The organism is Novosphingobium kalidii, from assembly GCF_040534015.1.
GTDB classification, from domain to species: Bacteria; Pseudomonadota; Alphaproteobacteria; order Sphingomonadales; family Sphingomonadaceae; genus Novosphingobium; species Novosphingobium kalidii.
The window spans coordinates 82184-100565 of sequence record NZ_JBEWLY010000017.1; the positions used below are offsets into that span (position 1 = coordinate 82184).

At 62.5% G+C, this 18382-nt stretch carries 19 protein-coding genes; 12 read left to right on the forward strand and 7 right to left on the reverse strand.

The genetic code is table 11. From position 1 onward, the window contains the following. Positions 1 to 13: 13 nt before the first annotated feature. From ABVV53_RS11215 to rsmI, 4 genes are all read right to left on the reverse strand, one after another. Positions 14 to 616 carry a DedA family protein gene (locus ABVV53_RS11215; RefSeq protein WP_353984512.1) on the reverse strand — a complete coding sequence of 201 codons (603 nt, stop codon included), beginning with the start codon at positions 614 to 616 and terminating at the stop codon, positions 14 to 16. Positions 617 to 635: 19 nt separating this feature from the next. Continuing rightward, a complete protein-coding gene (gene gshB / locus ABVV53_RS11220) occupies positions 636 to 1607 on the reverse strand; it encodes a glutathione synthase (protein ID WP_353984513.1) in 972 nt (323 codons plus the stop codon). A 143-nt stretch (positions 1608 to 1750) separates the two neighbouring features. Beyond that, on the reverse strand, positions 1751 to 2113 hold the full coding sequence (locus ABVV53_RS11225; RefSeq protein ID WP_353984514.1) for a YraN family protein: 363 nt from the start codon (positions 2111 to 2113) through the stop codon (positions 1751 to 1753). Continuing rightward, a complete protein-coding gene (rsmI, locus tag ABVV53_RS11230; protein ID WP_353984515.1) occupies positions 2110 to 2937 on the reverse strand; it encodes a 16S rRNA (cytidine(1402)-2'-O)-methyltransferase in 828 nt (275 codons plus the stop codon). Before rsmI ends, ABVV53_RS11225 begins: the two co-directional genes overlap by 4 nt. Before the next feature lie 39 nt (positions 2938 to 2976). Between rsmI and ABVV53_RS11235 the strand changes: the two genes are divergently transcribed. From ABVV53_RS11235 to ABVV53_RS11245, 3 genes are all read left to right on the forward strand, one after another. Further along, positions 2977 to 4140 (forward strand): penicillin-binding protein activator, encoded by a 1164-nt coding sequence (locus tag ABVV53_RS11235; protein WP_353984516.1) that lies wholly within the window; start codon positions 2977 to 2979, stop codon positions 4138 to 4140. A gap of 78 nt (positions 4141 to 4218) precedes the next feature. Further along, complete coding sequence (parE, locus tag ABVV53_RS11240; protein WP_353984557.1) at positions 4219 to 6228, forward strand: DNA topoisomerase IV subunit B; 2010 nt, start codon at positions 4219 to 4221, stop codon at positions 6226 to 6228. A 154-nt stretch (positions 6229 to 6382) separates the two neighbouring features. Beyond that, positions 6383 to 7456: an acyltransferase family protein gene (locus tag ABVV53_RS11245; protein WP_353984517.1), complete on the forward strand. Its 1074-nt coding sequence runs from the start codon at positions 6383 to 6385 to the stop codon at positions 7454 to 7456. A gap of 35 nt (positions 7457 to 7491) precedes the next feature. Here ABVV53_RS11245 and ABVV53_RS11250 read toward each other — a convergent pair whose 3' ends face one another. After that, positions 7492 to 8205 carry an NYN domain-containing protein gene (locus ABVV53_RS11250; protein WP_353984518.1) on the reverse strand — a complete coding sequence of 238 codons (714 nt, stop codon included), beginning with the start codon at positions 8203 to 8205 and terminating at the stop codon, positions 7492 to 7494. Positions 8206 to 8327: 122 nt separating this feature from the next. Here ABVV53_RS11250 and ABVV53_RS11255 point away from each other — a divergent pair, with 122 nt between their 5' ends. The 4 genes from ABVV53_RS11255 to ABVV53_RS11270 all read left to right on the forward strand — a co-directional run bounded on the left by ABVV53_RS11255 (position 8328) and on the right by ABVV53_RS11270 (position 11807). After that, on the forward strand, positions 8328 to 9173 hold the full coding sequence (locus ABVV53_RS11255) for an AAA family ATPase (RefSeq protein ID WP_353984519.1): 846 nt from the start codon (positions 8328 to 8330) through the stop codon (positions 9171 to 9173). Next, entirely contained in the window at positions 9174 to 9605 is a 432-nt protein-coding gene (locus ABVV53_RS11260; protein ID WP_353984520.1) for a GFA family protein, read from the forward strand. A gap of 66 nt (positions 9606 to 9671) precedes the next feature. Next, the gene (locus ABVV53_RS11265) at positions 9672 to 10535 is read left to right on the forward strand and encodes an aldo/keto reductase (protein ID WP_353984521.1); all 864 of its coding nucleotides are present in this window, start codon (positions 9672 to 9674) and stop codon (positions 10533 to 10535) included. 90 nt (positions 10536 to 10625) lie between these two features. Next, positions 10626 to 11807 carry a vWA domain-containing protein gene (locus ABVV53_RS11270; protein WP_353984522.1) on the forward strand — a complete coding sequence of 394 codons (1182 nt, stop codon included), beginning with the start codon at positions 10626 to 10628 and terminating at the stop codon, positions 11805 to 11807. A 75-nt stretch (positions 11808 to 11882) separates the two neighbouring features. On the opposite strand, the gene ABVV53_RS11275 is transcribed toward ABVV53_RS11270, so the two are convergent. Together ABVV53_RS11275 and ABVV53_RS11280 are read right to left on the reverse strand one after the other, a co-directional pair. Further along, the gene (locus ABVV53_RS11275; RefSeq protein ID WP_353984523.1) at positions 11883 to 13082 is read right to left on the reverse strand and encodes an exo-beta-N-acetylmuramidase NamZ family protein; all 1200 of its coding nucleotides are present in this window, start codon (positions 13080 to 13082) and stop codon (positions 11883 to 11885) included. Continuing rightward, positions 13079 to 13618: a DOMON-like domain-containing protein gene (locus tag ABVV53_RS11280; RefSeq protein WP_353984524.1), complete on the reverse strand. Its 540-nt coding sequence runs from the start codon at positions 13616 to 13618 to the stop codon at positions 13079 to 13081. Before ABVV53_RS11280 ends, ABVV53_RS11275 begins: the two co-directional genes overlap by 4 nt. Positions 13619 to 13663: 45 nt before the next feature. Here ABVV53_RS11280 and tyrS point away from each other — a divergent pair, with 45 nt between their 5' ends. The 5 genes from tyrS to ABVV53_RS11305 all read left to right on the forward strand — a co-directional run bounded on the left by tyrS (position 13664) and on the right by ABVV53_RS11305 (position 18375). After that, the gene (tyrS, locus tag ABVV53_RS11285; protein WP_353984525.1) at positions 13664 to 14893 is read left to right on the forward strand and encodes a tyrosine--tRNA ligase; all 1230 of its coding nucleotides are present in this window, start codon (positions 13664 to 13666) and stop codon (positions 14891 to 14893) included. Between the two features lie 115 nt (positions 14894 to 15008). After that, positions 15009 to 15347 (forward strand): PilZ domain-containing protein, encoded by a 339-nt coding sequence (locus ABVV53_RS11290; protein WP_353984558.1) that lies wholly within the window; start codon positions 15009 to 15011, stop codon positions 15345 to 15347. A gap of 138 nt (positions 15348 to 15485) precedes the next feature. Then, complete coding sequence (locus tag ABVV53_RS11295) at positions 15486 to 16754, forward strand: MFS transporter (protein WP_353984526.1); 1269 nt, start codon at positions 15486 to 15488, stop codon at positions 16752 to 16754. Next, positions 16754 to 17671: a cysteine synthase A gene (gene cysK, locus ABVV53_RS11300; RefSeq protein ID WP_353984527.1), complete on the forward strand. Its 918-nt coding sequence runs from the start codon at positions 16754 to 16756 to the stop codon at positions 17669 to 17671. Before ABVV53_RS11295 ends, cysK begins: the two co-directional genes overlap by 1 nt. Next, the gene (locus tag ABVV53_RS11305; RefSeq protein WP_353984528.1) at positions 17668 to 18375 is read left to right on the forward strand and encodes a dienelactone hydrolase family protein; all 708 of its coding nucleotides are present in this window, start codon (positions 17668 to 17670) and stop codon (positions 18373 to 18375) included. Before cysK ends, ABVV53_RS11305 begins: the two co-directional genes overlap by 4 nt. Positions 18376 to 18382 lie beyond the last annotated feature (7 nt).

The following is an 18382-nucleotide window of genomic DNA, read 5'->3' on the forward strand; positions in this document are numbered from 1 at the left end:
AGGCCGCGCGGGATCAGCTCGGCGTTGGCTTCCAGGTCACCACACGCCAGAAATAGAAAAGGATCGCGGCACCGGCGACGACGATCGTGGCCCATCCAAAGTACTTCTCCGCTTCATCAAAGGCCTTCCCCGCCCAGCGGCCAATCTGGACCAGCACGAAGTTCCAGATCGCGGCGCCCGCGGTCGTGTAGAGCAGGAAGCGCACGTGGCTCATGTGTGAAAGCCCGGCGGGGATCGAGACGATGGTGCGGAACATCGGCAGGAACCGCATGAAGAACACGACGGCGCCGCCGTGCTTCCGAAAGAAATAGCTGGCGCGCTCGACCTCGCCCCAGTCCATCGTCAGCCATCGCCCCCAGCGGTCCACGAAAGGCTTGAGCCGTTCATACCCAAGCCGGTCCGCCACGAGGAACAGCACGTAGTTTCCAAGCGTCGCACCGACCGTGCCGGCAATCATCAGAGGCACAATATCCATCCGGCCTCGCGCCACCGCGAGGCCGCCCACCCCCATTATCAGTTCAGAGGGAATTGGCGGAAAGATGTTCTCCAGCGCCATGAGGAAGGCGACTCCCCAATAGCCGCCGCCTTCTATCAATCGCAGAACCCATTCATTCATGCCAATTCCCGTGCAAAGTTCACATCGCGGCGTGGCGTCCCTCGATCGCCTCCCAGATGCGCGCGCCAGTGTCGGTCCCGTTGAACCGGTCGATGGCGACGATACCGGTGGGCGATGTCACGTTGATCTCCGTCAGCCACTGTCCGCCGATTACGTCAATGCCGACGAAAACGAGCCCGCGCGCCTTCAGTTCCGGACCCATCGCCGCACAGATCTCCTCCTCGCGCGCAGTAAGCTGAGCTGCCTCTGCGGAGCCACCAACGGCAAGGTTGGAACGGAACTCCCCCTCGCCGGGCTTGCGGTTGATGGCACCGGCGAACTCGCCGTCGATCAAGACGATGCGCTTGTCACCTTCGCTGACAGAGGGGAGGAAGGGCTGCACCATGAACGGCTCAGGCCAGACTTGCCCGAACAGTTCCGTCAGCGCACCCAGGTTTGACCCATCCTCGGGGATGCGGAACACCGCTTTGCCGCCGTTGCCGTGCAGCGGCTTCACCACGAGTTCGCCTGGGTGCGCGGAATGAAAACGGCGCACATCCTCAAGACGGCGAGCAATGAACGTCGGCGGCATGAAGCGCGCAAAATCCAGTACGAAGACCTTCTCCGGCGCGTTCCTGACCGCGGCCGGATCGTTCACCACCAGCGTCGTGCCGGCGAGACGTTCGAGCAGATGCGTGCCGGTAATGTAGCCGAGGTCAAAAGGCGGGTCCTGCCGCATGAGTACGACATCCACGTCGCTCGCCAGGTCAATCAGGCGATGCTCATCGCGGGCGAAGTGATTGCCGGCGACCGGTTGCACCGTCACCGGCGCCGCCCACGCCGTCAGCCTGCCGCCCGCCCCCTCGCTCGTGTCGTAGGCGAGGCTCCGCACGTCGTAGTGGAACAGGCTATGGCCGCGCGCTTGCGCCGCCAGCATCAGCGCGAAGGAGGAATCGCCCACGATGTTGATCGTCTCGAGGGGGTCCATCTGGACCGCAATACGTAACGCCATCTCACCTCTCGCTAAGGGCCACTACCATGGGCTGCCTTACCGCAAATCAAGGATGGGGCGAGTATATTCGCAACGCTGGCCGCACGGCGCGTCCCCCCCATGCGACGTTTGCCGTGTCGCGAATGTGGTTTTGCCACCGCCCTTCAGACGCCGGGTTGCCACGCATTTACAATCCGGCGCGGCCAGCACCAGGGGGCGAGCAGAAAGACGTCGATCCGCACGGTCTCTCCCGCTTGAGCGTATCGGGGGGCGAGCACCTGGGCCGCCGCGGCCACCCGCCGGAGGCGCCCCGCGTCGATAGCGTGCTCCAGGCCCGCCGCACTGGCGCGCCACTTCACTTCGACAAAGCAAACCGTTCGTCCGCGCCGCGCAACGATGTCGATCTCGCCTCGCGCCGTTTTCATACGACGACCCAAGATTCGCCACCCTGTCAGGCGCAAGTACCAGGCGGCCCATGCTTCGCCCCGGCGTCCCTGCCGCTCTGCCTGCTCTCGTGCGTGCCTCACTTCAATTCGAGCGCGCGCGCGTAAAGCGCTTTGCGGTCAAGCCCGGTCGCCTTCGCCACCCGCGCCGCGGCCTGCGACGGTTTCTCCGTGACAAGCGCTTCCCGCAGCAGCCCGTCCGCATCTGCCGCATCTGGAGGCACGTCCACGGGAGGTCCCACCAGCAGCACGATCTCCCCCTTTGGTGGGTGAGCGCGATAGTGCTCTGCGATGTCTCCCGGCGAGCCATGGCGACATTCCTCGAACCGCTTGGTAAGCTCGCGCGCCACCGCGACCTCGCGCGCCGGCAGCACCGAACCGATTGCACCCAGCGCGTCCAGCAGGCGAGGTGCCGTTTCATAGAACACCAGAGTGGCAGGCACATCAGCCAGCTCACGCAGCACATCTTCACGCGCCTTGGCCTTGCCGGGCAGAAAGCCTGCGAAGAGAAACCGATCGTTGGGCAAACCCGATAGCGTGAGGCCGAGCACTGCCGCGCTGGGCCCGGGAAGGCTGGTGACGGCAATGCCCTCCTCGCGCGCGGCCCTCACCAGCCGATAGCCCGGATCAGAAATCAGCGGGGTTCCTGCATCGCTGACCAGAGCCACGGGCCTTTCGCGCATCGCTGCCAGCAGCCGCTCCCGGCTCGCGTCATCCGCATAGTCATCATAACGCACCATCCGCTTCTTGAGGCCGAGGTGATTGAGCAGCTTTCCCGTGACGCGAGTGTCCTCGCAGGCTACCACATCTGCCGCGCCAAGCACCTCGATGGCCCGCAGCGTGATATCACCAAGATTGCCAATCGGGGTGGCGACTATGTAGAGGCCCGGCGATAAAGCGTGTTCCATGGGTGTTTCCATGGCCAACCCGGAGGGGGACAGCAAGTGATGTTCGAACGGCGATTCGCCCGGCGCAATCTAATCGTAGCAGCTGCACTGGTAGCTCTCGGGGCGTGTACCGTCGTCCCCAAGGCCCCCTCGCCCACGCCGGCTCCGGTGCCTGCTCCCACGCCCACCCCAGATCGGCTCCCGTCGGACACGCAGCGGCACCGGATCGCTCTGCTGGTGCCTATGACCGGTCCCAATGGCGCAGTGGGGCAATCGATCGCCAATGCTGCCGCGATGGCTCTGATGGACACCAATGCGCAGAACCTGCGCATCACCAACTACGACACAGCGGTCAACGCCAGCGCAGCGGCTGCGCGCGCGGTGGCCGAGGGGAACGAGTTGATCCTGGGCCCGCTGCTGGCTAGCGACATTCCGGCCATTGCCGGCGTGGCCCGCTCAGCCGACATTCCCCTCATCTCGTTCTCCAACGACGAGAGCGTTGCCGCACGCGACGTCTTCGTGATGGGCAGCCTGCCGGGCGAATCCGTTCGCCGCACGATCCGCTATGCGCGAGGGCAAGGTGTCTCTAACTTCGGCGCGCTGGTGCCCAAGGGCGAATACGGCGAACGCGCCTCGCAGGCTCTGCTCGCAGAAGCCCGCGCAGCCGGCAGCACGGTCACAGCCATGGAGATGTACGATCGCAGCAGCGCGTCGATCACCGCCGCCGCGCGCAAGCTACGCGAGCGCGGCCCCTTCGATGCCGTTCTGATCGCCGACAGCGGCTCGCTCTCCGTACGCGCCGCCGCCCAGCTCAAGCCGCAAGCTGGTGCCGCCAGCCCTCGCCTTCTCGGTACCGAGTTGTGGAGCGGCGAAAAGGATGTGGCGGCGACTCCAGCGCTCAGAGGTGCTTGGTATTCCGCCGTTTCGGACAGCCGCTTCCCGCAGTTTTCCCAAAGCTATCGCACCCGCTTCGGCGCGCGCCCCTATCGCATTGCCACTCTGGGATATGACGCGGTGCTGCTGACGCTGCGGGTCGCACAGGACTGGAAGCCAGGCAAGGCCTTCCCGACCAAGGCGCTCAGCGCAAGCGACGGGTTCCTGGGGCTCGATGGTGCCTTCCGCTTCGACCGTACCGGCGTCGTCGATCGGGCGTTCGAGGTGCGTGAGGTGGGCGCGGGCACAGTCAAGGTGGTGAGCCCGGCACCCAGCAAGTTCGGGAACTGATCCCCACCTGCGTCACCGCTGCAGATAAACCCGCGCGCCAGCTTGCGCGCGGATTCAGCCGCGGCCTATAACCGCGCCATGGCCGATGACTTGTTCGATAAACTACCGTCCGCGGGCGGTGAAGCCTACGACGGCTCCGCAATCGAAGTGCTGGAGGGGCTGGAGCCCGTCCGGCGGCGTCCCGGCATGTACATCGGCGGCACTGACGAGCGGGCGCTGCATCACCTCGCCGCCGAAGTGCTCGACAATGCGATGGACGAGGCTGTTGCCGGTCATGCCAATCGCATCGAGGTGACGCTGGAGGCCGACACCGCCGCAGCGGGCCGCCTGACGATCACGGACAATGGTCGCGGCATTCCGGTGGACGAACATCCGAAATTTCCCGGCAAGTCCGCCCTGGAAGTGATCCTATCGACGCTGCATTCCGGCGGCAAGTTTTCTGGCAAGGCTTACGCCACCTCGGGCGGTCTACACGGCGTCGGCATCTCCGTGGTCAACGCGCTGTCCAGCCACACGCGCGTCGAAGTGGCTCGCAACAAGGAACTGTTCGCGCAGGAGTTCGCCCGAGGGGCAACACTCGGGCCGTTGCAAAAGATCGGCGCGGCACCCAATCGACGCGGCACCTCAGTCGCTTTCACGCCTGACACAGACATCTTTGGCGACCAGAAGTTCAAGCCGGCGCGACTGTTCAAGCTCGTGCGGTCGAAAGCCTACTTGTTCGCTGGGGTCGAGATCCGCTGGAAGTGCTCGCCCGAACTCGCCAGTGATGACGTTCCAGCCGAGGCGGTATTCCAGTTCCCCGGCGGTCTCGCCGATCACCTGGCGGAACAGATTGGCGGGCGTGAATGCGTCACCACCCAGTTCTTCTCGGGTTCGCAGGACTTCCCGCGCGGCGACGACGGCTCCGAGCAGGGACGCGTCGAATGGGCGATCGCGTGGCCGCTTTACTCGGACGGAGCTTATTCCTGGTACTGCAATACCATTCCGACTCCTGATGGCGGCACACACGAGCAGGGCCTGCGCGGCGCCCTCACAAAGGGTATCCGTGCGTTCGCCGAACTCCTCGGACAAGGGAAGAAGGCCAAGGACATCACGCCCGACGACGTGGTGACGGGCAGCGAAGTCATGCTCTCGGTCTTCATCCGCGATCCCCAGTTTCAGAGCCAGACCAAGGACCGCCTGACCTCTCCGGACGCGGCGCGCCTTGTTGAGAGCGCCGTGCGCGATCACTTCGATCACTTTCTGAGCGACAACCTCGATCGCGGCAAGGCGTTGCTCGGCTCTATCCTTGAGCGCATGGACGATCGTCTGCGGCGCAAGGCGGAGCGCGAGGTTAAGCGCAAGACCGCGACCAACGCCCGCAAGCTGCGCCTGCCGGGCAAGCTGACGGACTGTTCGGGCGAAGGCCCGGGTGAAACCGAACTGTTCATTGTCGAAGGCGACAGCGCGGGCGGCTCCGCTAAGCAGGCGCGCGATCGCAAGACGCAGGCGATCCTGCCGATCCGCGGCAAGATACTCAACGTCGCCAGCGCCAGCGCCGATAAGATCCGAGGCAATCAGGAGATCGCCGACCTGCAGCTCGCGCTCGGCTGCGGCATCCGTAAGGACTGCAATCCGGACAACTTGCGCTACGACCGCATCGTCATCATGACTGACGCTGACGTCGACGGCGCGCATATCGCCACGCTGCTGATGACATTCTTCTTCCAGGAAATGCCTGAGATCGTGCGCAAGGGGCACCTCTACCTCGCCCAGCCGCCGCTCTATCGCCTGACGTCCGGCGCCACCTCCGCTTACGCACGCGACGATTTGCACCGAGCCGAACTGGAGAAAACCAAGTTCAAGGGCAAGAAAGTCGAAGTGGGGCGCTTCAAGGGTCTGGGCGAGATGAACCCGCAGCAGCTTCGCGAAACCACCATGAGCCCGCAAAGTCGCTCGCTCATCCGGATCACTCTGCCCCCAGAGTACGAAGGGCGCGCCGCCGTGAAGGACCTGGTGGACCGGCTGATGGGCCGCAACCCCGAACATCGGTTCCACTTCATCCAGAACCGCGCAGGTGAGATCGACCCCGAGCTGATCGACGCCTGATCACAGGCACAAAACGGCGACTTGCTCCTGAGCTGAAAGGGTTATCCCCGCTTCCAGAAGACTACGTAGCTCGTCTCGATTCTGGATGCTGAGCCGAGTGGTTGGCACCCCATGCTTCCGCTAATCCTTACTTTGGATCTGACGGAAGTTCGACATGCGCATAATTTCGGTGCAGGCGCTGCGAGCATTGGCCGCCTTTTCGGTGCTGACCGGTCATGCTCTCGGCGCGGCGGCAAGCACAGGCGAACTGGCCAAGCCAGCGCTGCCCTATGGAGCGGGAGTGGACCTGTTCTTCGCCATTTCCGGGTTCATCATGGTCTACTCTGCCCAGCGCATCTTCACCCATGCGAGCGCGAGGAAGGAGTTTCTGATCAAGAGAGCGGCACGCGTGGTCCCGCTCTACTGGGGCGCGACGACGGCTTTGCTCGCGGTCATGATCCTCACGCTTGATCCAAGAGAAACGCTCCCGCCCGTGAGCTACATAGCGGCGTCCTACTTCTTCATCCCTAATGATGCTTACGGGAGTGCGGGTGGCATCCCCTTCCCTCTGCTCTCACTGGGCTGGACGCTGAACTACGAGATGCTCTTCTACGCTGTGTTCAGCATCTTCATCTTTCTGCCCCGGTCTCTCGCGACCTTGGGAGTTCAGATAACCCTGCTGGCAGCAGTCGGGCTTGGCCTTTTACTCGAACCGACAAGCATAGTTCTATCTACCTGGACTCAGCCGATCATTCTTGAGTTTGCGCTAGGCGTAACGATCGCCAACGCGCTGTTAAGCGGAGCAAGACTTCCCATTACATTCAGCACCTTACTGGTTATTTTCGCATGCTTTTGGCTCCTCCTTGACCCCTTTGGCCTTCTGAGTCTCGACCAGACTCCCAACGACTTTCGACGGCTTGGGGGGTGGGGCTTGCCGGCTGCGCTGATCCTGGGCGGGGTCGTGCTCGGTCGTGGACAAATGTCACCGCGGCTGGAGAAGCCTGCCGCTCTGCTTGGAGACGCTTCCTACAGTCTTTACCTCACGCACCCCTTCATCCTCATTCCTCTTGAGCATGCCTGGCTGGGGCTTCTCGGGCCTCGCCATCTGCACGGGATGGTGATGATCGGTATCGTTTTGGCAATCGCGTTCTCTATCGCGGTGAACCGGGTCATAGAGAAGCCCATGGTCCGCCTGCTCCACCGTGTCCGGCCGTCCATCCGGCGCGACGCTATTCCCGCCGCTCCGTAGGCGCTCGAAGAAAAGCTTGATCGGTCCAGGGGATGCTACCGCACGCGCTTGACGAAGAGGCCGCTTTCCCGCTTCTCCGTCATGAAATTTGGCAGTGACTTTATGAGATCCGCAAGCCGCGAAAAGCCATAGCTGCGGGCATCGAAGCTCGACCGGTTCGCCACGCGTTGGCCCACCTCCGACAGGCTTGCAAAGCCTTGGTCATCCCGCTTGCTGGCCTTCCATGCATCGCCCAAGAGCTTGATCAGTTCGTCGTCGATCACCGCCTGTGCGGGCGTCTCGCCCTGTTCCACTTTGGCCTCTTCCTCGACCATTGCGTTAAGATCGATGAAGCGCGTGCAGGCCTCGCGGAAAGCCTCGGGCGTGCGAGCCGTTCCGAAGCCGTAGACCGGGGTGCCGTTCTGGCGGATACGCATGGCTAGAGGCATGAAGTCACTATCGCTGGTCATCAGCCCGAAGCCTTCGATGCGGCCGCCGTAAAGCAAATCCATGGCATCGATCGTCATCTTCATGTCCGTCGCGTTCTTGCCCTTGGTCACGTCGAACTGCTGCTGCGGTTCAAGGGCATAGCGATGCATCAGCTTAGACCAACCCTTAAGCCCCGGCTTGCTCCAGTTGCCGTAGATACGCCGGACGTTCACGGTTCCGAGATCGCCCAGAATCGTCAGCGCTGCGTCGATATTGGCTGGCGAGGCGTTGTCCGCGTCGATCAGTAGGGCAATGTTGCGAGTGTGGTCTGTGCTAGGCATGGTTCCCTCTGTGCTATTCTGGCCGCTGCTTGTCCATGGCTGCGCTTGTCGTTGGCTGCGCTTGCTTCGCTCCGCCGCACAACTTACGGTCCCGGGCAAGTCACAACAACAGGACCGGCCAGATGCAGCGTTTCGAAGGCACCAGCAACTACGTCGCCACCGAAGACTTGAAGGTCGCGGTCAATGCCGCCGTGCTGCTGCGCCGCCCCTTGCTGGTGAAGGGTGAGCCCGGCACCGGCAAGACCGTGCTGGCAGAGGAAATCGCCAAGTCTCTGGAAGCACCGCTGATCACCTGGAATGTCAAGTCCACGACCAAGGCGCACCAGGGTCTGTACGAGTACGACGCCGTCGCCCGCCTGCGAGACGGCCAGCTCGGCGACGAACGCGTGCACGACATCTCCAACTACATCCGCAGGGGCAAGCTCTGGGAGGCTTTCACCTCGCCTAAGCTGCCCGTCCTGCTCATCGACGAGATCGACAAGGCCGACATCGAGTTCCCCAACGATCTTCTCGCAGAACTCGATCGCATGGCTTTCGACGTTTACGAAACCGGCGAGCACATCGCCGCCGCCGAACGCCCTATCATCATTATCACGTCCAACAACGAGAAGGACCTGCCCGACGCTTTCCTGCGCCGTTGCTTCTTCCACTACATCAAGTTCCCTGACCGCGAGACGATGCAGTCGATCATCGATGTCCATTTCCCCGGCATTCAGCAAAGCCTCGTCACCAAAGCGATGGAGATCTTCTACGAGCTGCGCGAAGTGCCCGGCCTCAAGAAGAAGCCGTCGACGAGCGAACTGCTCGACTGGCTGAAGCTGCTGATGAACGAGGACATGCCGCTGGAGGTGCTGCAAAATCAGGACCCGAGCAAGGCGATACCGCCGCTCCACGGCGCGTTGCTCAAGAATGAGCAGGACGTGATGATGTTCGAGCGCCTCGCGTTCATGGCGCGGCGGGGAGCTTAAATGCCCGCGCCTTATACTGCCCGCTGCACTTGCGGTGCGGTGACTGCTACGATTGATGCCGAGCCGGTGACCACACGCCAATGCTGGTGCCGCCAGTGCCAGCAGATCGCCGCGGGCGGGCCGACGAACAATGCGATGTTCCCGGCAGATGCCATCGATATCGTGGGAGAGCGAGCGGAAAGCAGCTACACTGCGGCCAGCGGCAATACGCTGACGCACGAGTTCTGCCCGCGCTGCGGCACGCATGTCCTGGGGCGGTCGAGCGCCAGGCCGCAGTTTCGAACCATTCGGCTTGGCTTTCTCGACGAGGGCCACGGGCTGAGCCCGGCAATCGCGATCTGGACCGAGGAAGCTCCGGAATGGGCGGTTATCGATCCCGCCATGGAGCAGCGGCCCCAGCAGCCCCCGCCCGCTTCACCCCCACCAGAGTAAGTGGAGCGACCGGCGTCCTCAGGACCAGCGCAACGCCATCTGTGGCAGACGACGAGGGAGAGAACAGTGGGCATCGAAAAGGGCGGCACATTCGCGATCGGCGGCGAGACGCGGGTTCATCGCCTTGGCTTCGGCGCTATGCGACTCACCGGCCCGAACGTCTGGGGAGAAGCGACGGATGCCGGAAACCCACAGCGCCTGCTGCATCGGGCGCGCGAACTTGGGATCAACTTGATCGACACGGCCGAAGCTTACGGTCCGCACGTCAACGAGCGACAAATACGGGAAGCTCTGGCGCCCTACCCCGATGACCTGCTTATCGCCACCAAGTGCGGGCTCCTGAGGACATGGCCTGAGGGCGCAAAGTATCCGCTGGCCACCCCCGATGGGCGCCCATCCTCCCTTCGTGCATCGACGGAAGGAAGCCTGAGGCGTCTTGGCGTGGAGCGGATCGATCTCCAGCAATTGCACCGCGTGGATCCTCAGGTGCCGGTCGAGGAATCTGTTGGAGCGCTCGCAGAACTGAAGGCGGCAGGTAAGATCGCGCACATCGGCCTTTCCGAAGTCGATGTGGAGCAGCTTGCGCGCGCGAAAGCGATCACGCCGATCGCCACTGTACAGAACAAGTTCAACGTCGCTGATCGCGAGCACGAGGCCGTGCTCCGCTATTGCGAAGAGCACGACATCGGCTTCATGCCGTGGTACCCGATCGGCGGAGGCAAGGCCCAATCGGGCGCCGTCGTTGCGTCGCTGGCCGATCGCTACAGAGTACTTCCCGCCCAGATCGCACTTGCCTGGCTGTTAAAGCGCTCCCCGAACATGCTCCTCATCCCCGGCACTGCCTCTGTCGCGCACCTGGAGGAAAACGTCGGTGCTTGCGACGTCGACCTCAACGACGAGGACATGCGCGAACTGGATGGAGCAGCATGACGCCAGATACGGCCAGCAACGCCGGTATCGCCAGAAAACGCGAAAACACATTTCCGCCAATTCGCATCAACAAGATCGAAGCCTGACATCATGTTCTTCAACTTCGTCGACGAACTGCGCACTGCAGGAATCAAGGCCTCCTTCAAGGAGCATCTCACGCTGCTGGAGGCGCTCGACAAGGATGTGATCGAGCAGACGCCCGAGGCGTTCTATTATCTGAGCCGCGCCACGTTCGTGAAGGACGAAGGGCTACTCGATCGCTTCGACCAGGTCTTCGCAAAAGTCTTCAAGGGCATTCTCACGGATTACGGCCAGCAGCCCGTCGATATCCCGGAAGACTGGCTCAAGAAGCTGGCTGAGCGCTACTTCAGCCCGGAGGAGATGGAGCAGGTTAAGTCGCTCGGCTCCTGGGACGAGATCATGGAAACGCTTAAGAAGCGCCTCGAAGAACAGCAGAAGCGGCATCAGGGCGGTAACAAGTGGATGGGCACCAACGGCACCTCCCCCTTCGGCCATTCCGGCTACAATCCGGAAGGCATCCGCGTCGGCGGCGAAGGACAGCACGGCCGCGCAATCAAAGTGTGGGAAAAGCGCGAGTTCGCGAATCTCGACAACTCGAAAGAGCTGGGTACGCGCAATCTCAAGGTGGCACTGCGACGCCTGCGCCGCTTTGCCCGCGAAGGTGCGGCTGAAGAGTTGGACCTGGATGCGACAATCGAAGGGACGGCCAAGCAGGGCTGGCTCGACGTCGTCATGCGGCCTGAACGGCATAATGCCGTGAAGGTGCTGCTTTTTCTCGACATCGGCGGATCGATGGATTCGTTCATCAAGCTGGTGGAAGAACTGTTCAGCGCCGCCACTGCAGAGTTCAAGAATCTTGAGTTCTTCTACTTCCACAACTGCCTCTACGAAGGCGTGTGGAAGGACAACCGTCGCCGTTGGTCGCAGCGGACGAACACCTGGGATATCCTCCACAAGTACGGCCACGACTACAAGGTGATCTTCGTCGGTGACGCCGCCATGAGCCCTTACGAGATCAGCCACCCCGGCGGATCGGTGGAGCACATGAACGAGGAAGCCGGAGCGGTCTGGCTGCAAAGGGTCACGCAGACCTACCCAGCGACGGTGTGGCTCAATCCAACGCCGGAACGGCAGTGGGAGTACTCAACCTCAACCCGCATGATCCGCGAGCTGATGCATGATGCGATGTACCCGCTCAACCTCGACGGCCTGGAAGCCGCGATGCGGGAACTCACCCGCAAGAAGGCCTGACCGGCATCAGGCCGGATCGCCGCCCGCCAAGCGCAGCGATCACCGGCTCTCCTGGGAACGGGGGAGCCGGAGCGATCAGTAAAGCAGCAGGTCCGCAACTTCCGCCCGCCAGGCCGCTTCGTCCGCGCTAGCCAGCGCCTCCAGGTCGCCCGGGTGGGCACCTGCATCGTCGACCCACTCGCGCAAGGCTGGCCCGCCGTTGATGACGTCGATCGCCAGCCGCTCGAATTCATACTCGTAGGGAAAGTCGCGCCAGATCGGGTAATCCGGGACGAGCCTGCGGATCGCCTTGAAGGCGAGCGCCTGCAGCCGCCAGGGGCGAAAGGCCCCATGGTCGTAAAACGGCCCCTCCGCATGGATCATCAGACCGTTGCACAAGGTTTTCTCGTGCTTGTGAAACGTCGGTTCGAACCAGCACTCGCGAATGGCGCAGCCGGCCAGCCACTCTGGGGCAAGCCGCTGCATCTCGGCCTGAACCGACGCCGCCGCAATATCGGGAGCGCCGAACAACACTTCGAGTGGCCGAGTCGTGCCCCGCCCTTCAGAAAGCGTAGTGCCCTCCAGCATCACGGTGCCGGCGTAGGCGCGGGCCATGTTGAGATTTGCCGCGTTTGGGCTGGGATTGACCCAGATGCGCTCCTCCGGCCAGCCGAAGCCGGGGCAAGCCTCGGGTCGCCAATCTTCCATGGTCACGACGCGGTAATCGACGTCTAGATTGAAGTGTTGGACAAACCAATGCCCCATTTCCCCAAGCGTCAGGCCATGACGCATCGGCATCGGCCCTGCACCGACGAAGCTCTCCTGCCCCGGGTTGAGTGTGGTCCCCTCAACTGGCCGTCCCGCCGGATTAGGCCGATCCAGCACCCACACGCTCTTGCCGGTGCCGGACGCCGCCTCAAGCAAGTACAGCAGTGTGGTGAGGAACGTGTAAATGCGGCAGCCCAGATCCTGCAGATCGAACAGGAAGACATCCGCCGTCGACATCATCTCGGGCGGGGGCCGCCGCACCTGGCCATAGAGACTGAACACCGGCATGCCTAAGACAGGGTCCAGCTCGTCCGCCGTCTCCACCATGTTGTCCTGCTTGTCGCCTTTCAGCCCGTGCTGAGGCCCGAAGGCGGATGTCACGTTCACCCCAGCCGCGATCAGCGCGTCGAGTGAATGCGTCAGCGTTCCGGTCACCGAGGCCGGGTGAGCCACCAGAGCGACTCGTCGCCCCTCAAGCGGTCTGCGCAAGTCGGGGTCGGCTATGAGGCGATCTATGCCAAACTTCATGTTCCCTGCGGTGCCGCAAGCTCTGCCACGAAGCAACCCGCATCGTGGAAGTCGGGCTTTCCATCTGGATGCGCGAGTGCCCAGTACGACTTGCGACCGCCTTCCTCCTCGATCACCGCACTCAAGCCGTATCGCCATGGCGCTTGCGGCAAAGCGGAGCGGGGCACGGCCGCATCGAATATCGCCAAAGCCTCTCCTTTGCGCATCGCGCAGGACGGCTCATGGGGAAAGGGACGCTCGCTCATGCCTTCACGATACGCTGTAAAGTCGTACGCATTCCAGCGCTCAGATGGCGACAAATTCAGCTCCGTATAGCCACCGCTTTCCGGCACCTGCAGGAACAGTTCAAAACAAGTGGTCTGCCAGAGACCATCTGCTCGCCCCTTGCCTGCGAAGGGCGGAACGACAAGCTTCTGCGCCCCCTCGATCCGCCATCGCAGCCGCAGCCAGTCGCCGTCCGGCGTGATTCGGGCGGTGATTCCCAGCACCGCGAGCGGCGCGAACTCAGAATGAGGTACCAGCGAGTGCGTTTGCAACCGCGCATCTCCATGCTAGGCGCGCGCTTCCCCGAGGAAGGCACCATGACGTACAATTCAACCCTGCTACGCCTGCTCGACGAGCGAGGCTATATCCACCAGCTGACTGATGCCGCCGGTATCGACGCGCTTGCGCAAAAGCAGGTGGTGCCGGGCTATATCGGCTTCGATCCGACGGCGCCATCGCTCCACGTCGGGCATCTCGTCTCCATCATGATGCTGCGCCAGCTGCAGCGCGCGGGGCACAAGCCGATTGTCGTCATGGGCGGCGGCACCGGGAAAATCGGTGACCCCAGCTTCAAGGACGAAGCGCGTAAATTGCTCACCGAGGACCTCATCGCTCAAAACGTCGCCTCGATCCGGCGTGTGTTCGAACGATTCCTGGTTTTCGGCGATGGTCCTAGCGATGCGATCATGGTCGACAACGCAGAGTGGCTCGACCAGCTGGAATACATCCCGTTCCTGCGCGACATCGGGCAGCACTTCTCGATCAACAGGATGCTCAGCTTCGACTCAGTAAAGCTGCGCCTCGATCGTGAGCAATCGCTCAGTTTCCTTGAATTCAACTACATGATCCTCCAGGCCTATGATTTTCTGGAGCTGTCCCGCCGTGCGGGTTGCCTGCTGCAGATGGGAGGCTCCGATCAGTGGGGCAACATCGTCAACGGCGTCGAATTGGCGCGCCGCGTCGACGGAACGCAAGTGTTCGGCCTGACCACGCCATTGCTGACGAATGCCGATGGCACCAAAATGGGGAAGACCGTGGGCGGCGCCGTGTGGCTCAACGAGGAGCAGCTTCCCAACTTCGACTACTGGCAGTTCTGGCGTAACACCGACGACCGGGACGTGGGCAAGCGCCTGAAGCTGTTCACCGACCTCCCGCTCGACGAAATCGCTCGGCTTGAGTCGCTGCAGGGAAGCGAGATAAATGAAGCCAAGGTCGTGCTGGCGAACGAGGCCACCCGTCTTTGCCGCGGCACAGACGCGGCGCTCGCGGCCGAGAGCACGGCTCGCGCTACATTCGCTGGCGGCGGCGTGGGCGAGGATCTGCCCACGATCGAAGTCCCGGCAGAGGGCATGCGCATAGTCGCGGCCTGCACTGAGATTGGCTTCACCGCATCCAACGGCGAGGCAAAGCGCAAGGTGGCGGAAGGTGCAGTGCGGCTCGACGACGAGGTGGTCTCCGACGCAAACCTCCTCATTACTGTCCCGCCGGGCACTTCACGAAAGCTGAGCCTCGGCCGGAAAAAGCATGGAGTTCTGCGCGGCATGTGACGGCGCCGAGAGCGCTTCGTACATGCTGAATCGCTTTTAACACCAAGGGTTTACGCTTTGTTTGCCAATCTCGTGCATTCTGCAAACTCCATCAAGAGGCAGGACAGTACGGATGATGAGCGCGGGCGCACAGCTTACCGTGACAGACAAGCGACGCGCTGCGCGTCACCCTGCAGAGTACACGGTGATTGCGGAGCATCGTCAGATCGGGGATGTTCATCTGAACATCGTAAACGTCTCGGCACAGGGCTTCATGGCCAAGGGCATCGCCGACATGGAGCGCGGGGAGCGCATTGTGATGCGCTTGCCCGTGGTCGGTCGGATTGAGGCGCACCTGATTTGGTCGCACGAGGATCGCGCGGGATTTCAGTTCGAGCGGATCATACGCCTCGACGATTTTCTCAAGTTGGTCGACGCCATGCAACCGAACCCGCGCTTGCGCCCACGCCGCTGATGTAGGCACCGTGCGAGGGCTGATCTCCCAAGACAGGCGACGCGTAGCGAGCCACGTATAAGCCGAACGAAGACACAAAGCCGCGCAGCTATACCGGAGTAGTTGGCGAATCGGTGAGCTGCTGCCATGGCCGCGCCGGTGAGCGAACCCAGCACCCCTCTCGCTATTCCTGACTACCGCAGGTTTTGGCTTGCGCGCTTTGCCGCCGTAGTCGCGACCAACGGAATGGTCGTGATTATCGGTTACCAGCTCTACGACGTGGCCCGCAGCGAGTACGCGATGAGCATTTCGCAAGCTTCGTTCCAGCTGGGTTTGCTGGGATTGGCGCAGTTCGTGCCGTTGCTTGTGCTAACGCCAGTCGCAGGTGTTGTCGCCGACCGCTTCGATCGGCGCTACGTAGCAGGGCTGTCGATGGCGATAGACTTGTGCGTGGCTCTCGGTCTCGGTGTTGTCACCTACCTTCAGGTCCGCAGTCTGCCGGTGCTCTTCGGCTTCGCCGCGCTCCACGGCGCGGTCCGAGTGTTCCAGGGGCCGGCGATGAGCGCGATCGCGCCGAACATCGTCCCAGCAGCCCTGATCCCAAGAGCAATCGCACTCAATGCGATTGCCTGGCAAGCGGGCGGAGTGATCGGCCCCGCAACGTTCGGGTTTCTGTTCGCCTCCTCGCGCGCTCTGCCTTACTGGACCTCGGCAGCATTGATGGTTCTGGCGACGATCAGCATCCTGTCCATCCGCACTCTTCCACCTCCCTCCGAAAACGCGCGAAAAGCGCGTCCGCTCGCTCAGATCGTCGGCGGGTTCCAGTTCGTCTGGAATGATCGCTTCCTGCTCGGTTGCATCACACTCGATCTGTTTGCCGTGATCCTGGGCGGAGCCACCGCTCTTTTCCCTGTCTTTGCGAGAGACATCCTTCACGTGGGACCAGAAGGCCTTGGCCAATTGCGCGCCGCGCCGGCACTCGGTGCCGCCGTGGTCGCACTCTGCCTTTCTTTTCGTCCGCTCCAGCACAATGTCGGAGCTAAGATGCTGGTGGCAGTCGCCGTCTACGGCGCCGCCACGGTTGCATTTGGCTTATCTCGTAACTTTCTTCTCTCGTTGGGCTTTCTGGTGGTCCTCGGCGCTGCTGACATGATCTCTGTGTTCATCCGAAGCTCACTGATCCAGCTCAACACCCCCGACGACATGCGCGGGCGCGTTTCTGCCACGTCAGGTCTAGCGGTCTCGGCATCGAACGAACTGGGGGAAATGCAATCAGGCGTCGCCGCCGCGCTGCTGGGGGCCACCGGCGCTGTTGTATTCGGAGGCGCCGCTGCCATACTCGTTACTGCAGCATGGGCGCGGCTGTTTCCGGAGATCCGCCGGGCTCGAACATTCGCGCCGCAATATCGCCAGAGGGAGACCGCCTGATGAAGGCCGCCAGCATTCTCGCCACCATCGGCAAAACGCCCCATGTCAGGCTCTCACGCCTGTTTCCCGACCACGAGGTTTGGGTGAAATGTGAACGCTCTAATCCCGGCGGCTCTATCAAGGATCGAATCGCCTTGGCCATGGTTGAAGCAGCCGGGGCTGATGGCAACCTCCAGCCTGGTGGCACGATCATTGAGCCCACTTCCGGAAATACGGGGATTGGCTTGGCGATGGTAGCTGCCGTGAAGGGCTACAAGCTCGTCCTCGTTATGCCCGAATCGATGTCGATTGAGCGACGACGCCTGATGCTCGCCTACGGTGCCAGCTTCGACCTTACCCCCAAGGAAAAGGGGATGAAGGGAGCGATCGAGCGCGCCAAGGAATTGGTGGAACAGACCTCCGGCGCGTGGATGCCGCAGCAGTTCGACAACGAGGCGAATGTCGCGGTTCACTTGGAAACAACCGCGATGGAGATCCTTGAGGATTTCGCTGAAACTCCCATCGATGTGCTTATCACCGGAGTAGGAACCGGCGGTCACCTGACCGGCTGTGCCCAGCGCCTGAAAGAGACATGGCCAAGCATGAAAGCGTATGCGGTCGAACCCGCCCTGTCGCCAGTAATCTCAGGCGGGCAACCAGGGCCGCACCCCATCCAAGGCATTGGCGCTGGCTTCGTTCCGGCTAACTTGCACACACAAGTGATCGACGGAGCCGTTCAGGTAGACGCGGCGGATGCGAAGGAGATGGCCCGGCGGTGTGCTCGCGAAGAGGGCATGCTGGTCGGCATCAGCTCGGGCGCGACGCTGGCGGCTATCGCTGAAAAGCTGCTTGAACTGCCGCCCGGTTCGAGGGTGCTTGGTTTCAACTACGACACAGGGGAGCGCTATCTCTCGGTGCCGGACTTCCTGCCGGAATGAGCGGACTCGAGCCTGTCGCCTACGCGCACGGCGGCACGGCCTTAACAGGGTGGCTGGCGCGCCCTGAAGGACCGGCCCGCGCCGCCGTCGTGGTATTCCCGACGATTGGGAACCTGACGCCGGCGGTGGAGCGTAGAGCGTGTATGTTGGCCGAACTCGGTTATCTCGCGATGATCGCTGACTTCTACGGCGAGCCAATCACTGAACATGCGACCGCGGCAATGCTGGCAGAGAAGCTCCGCGCCGATGTCGACCACTACCGCGCAAGGGTTGCCGCGGCGCTGCAGGCGCTCCGGAGTATCCCTGCAGCGGCCGATGTGCCGCTGGGCGCTATCGGCTACTGCATGGGCGGACAGGCCGCACTGGAAGCTTCACGCGCCGGACACGAGCTATTCGCCGCGGTCAGCTTCCACGGTATCCTCGCGACGGACCGCGTGGCGGCTCCAGGATCGATTCATACTCGACTTCTCATCTGCCACGGTGACAGCGACCCCTTGGTACCGCGAGAACAAGTCCTCGCATTCTGGAACGAGATGAATGACGCGGGGGCAAACTGGCACTTTCATGCCTATAGCGGCGTCAAGCATGGCTTTACGGATCCGGGAAGCGATGCTCGCGGTCTGCCGGCAATCGCTTACGACGCCAGTGCGGATCGGCAGAGCTGGGCTGCTATGACTAACTTGTTTGACGAGATCCTGCACTGAAGCCGCT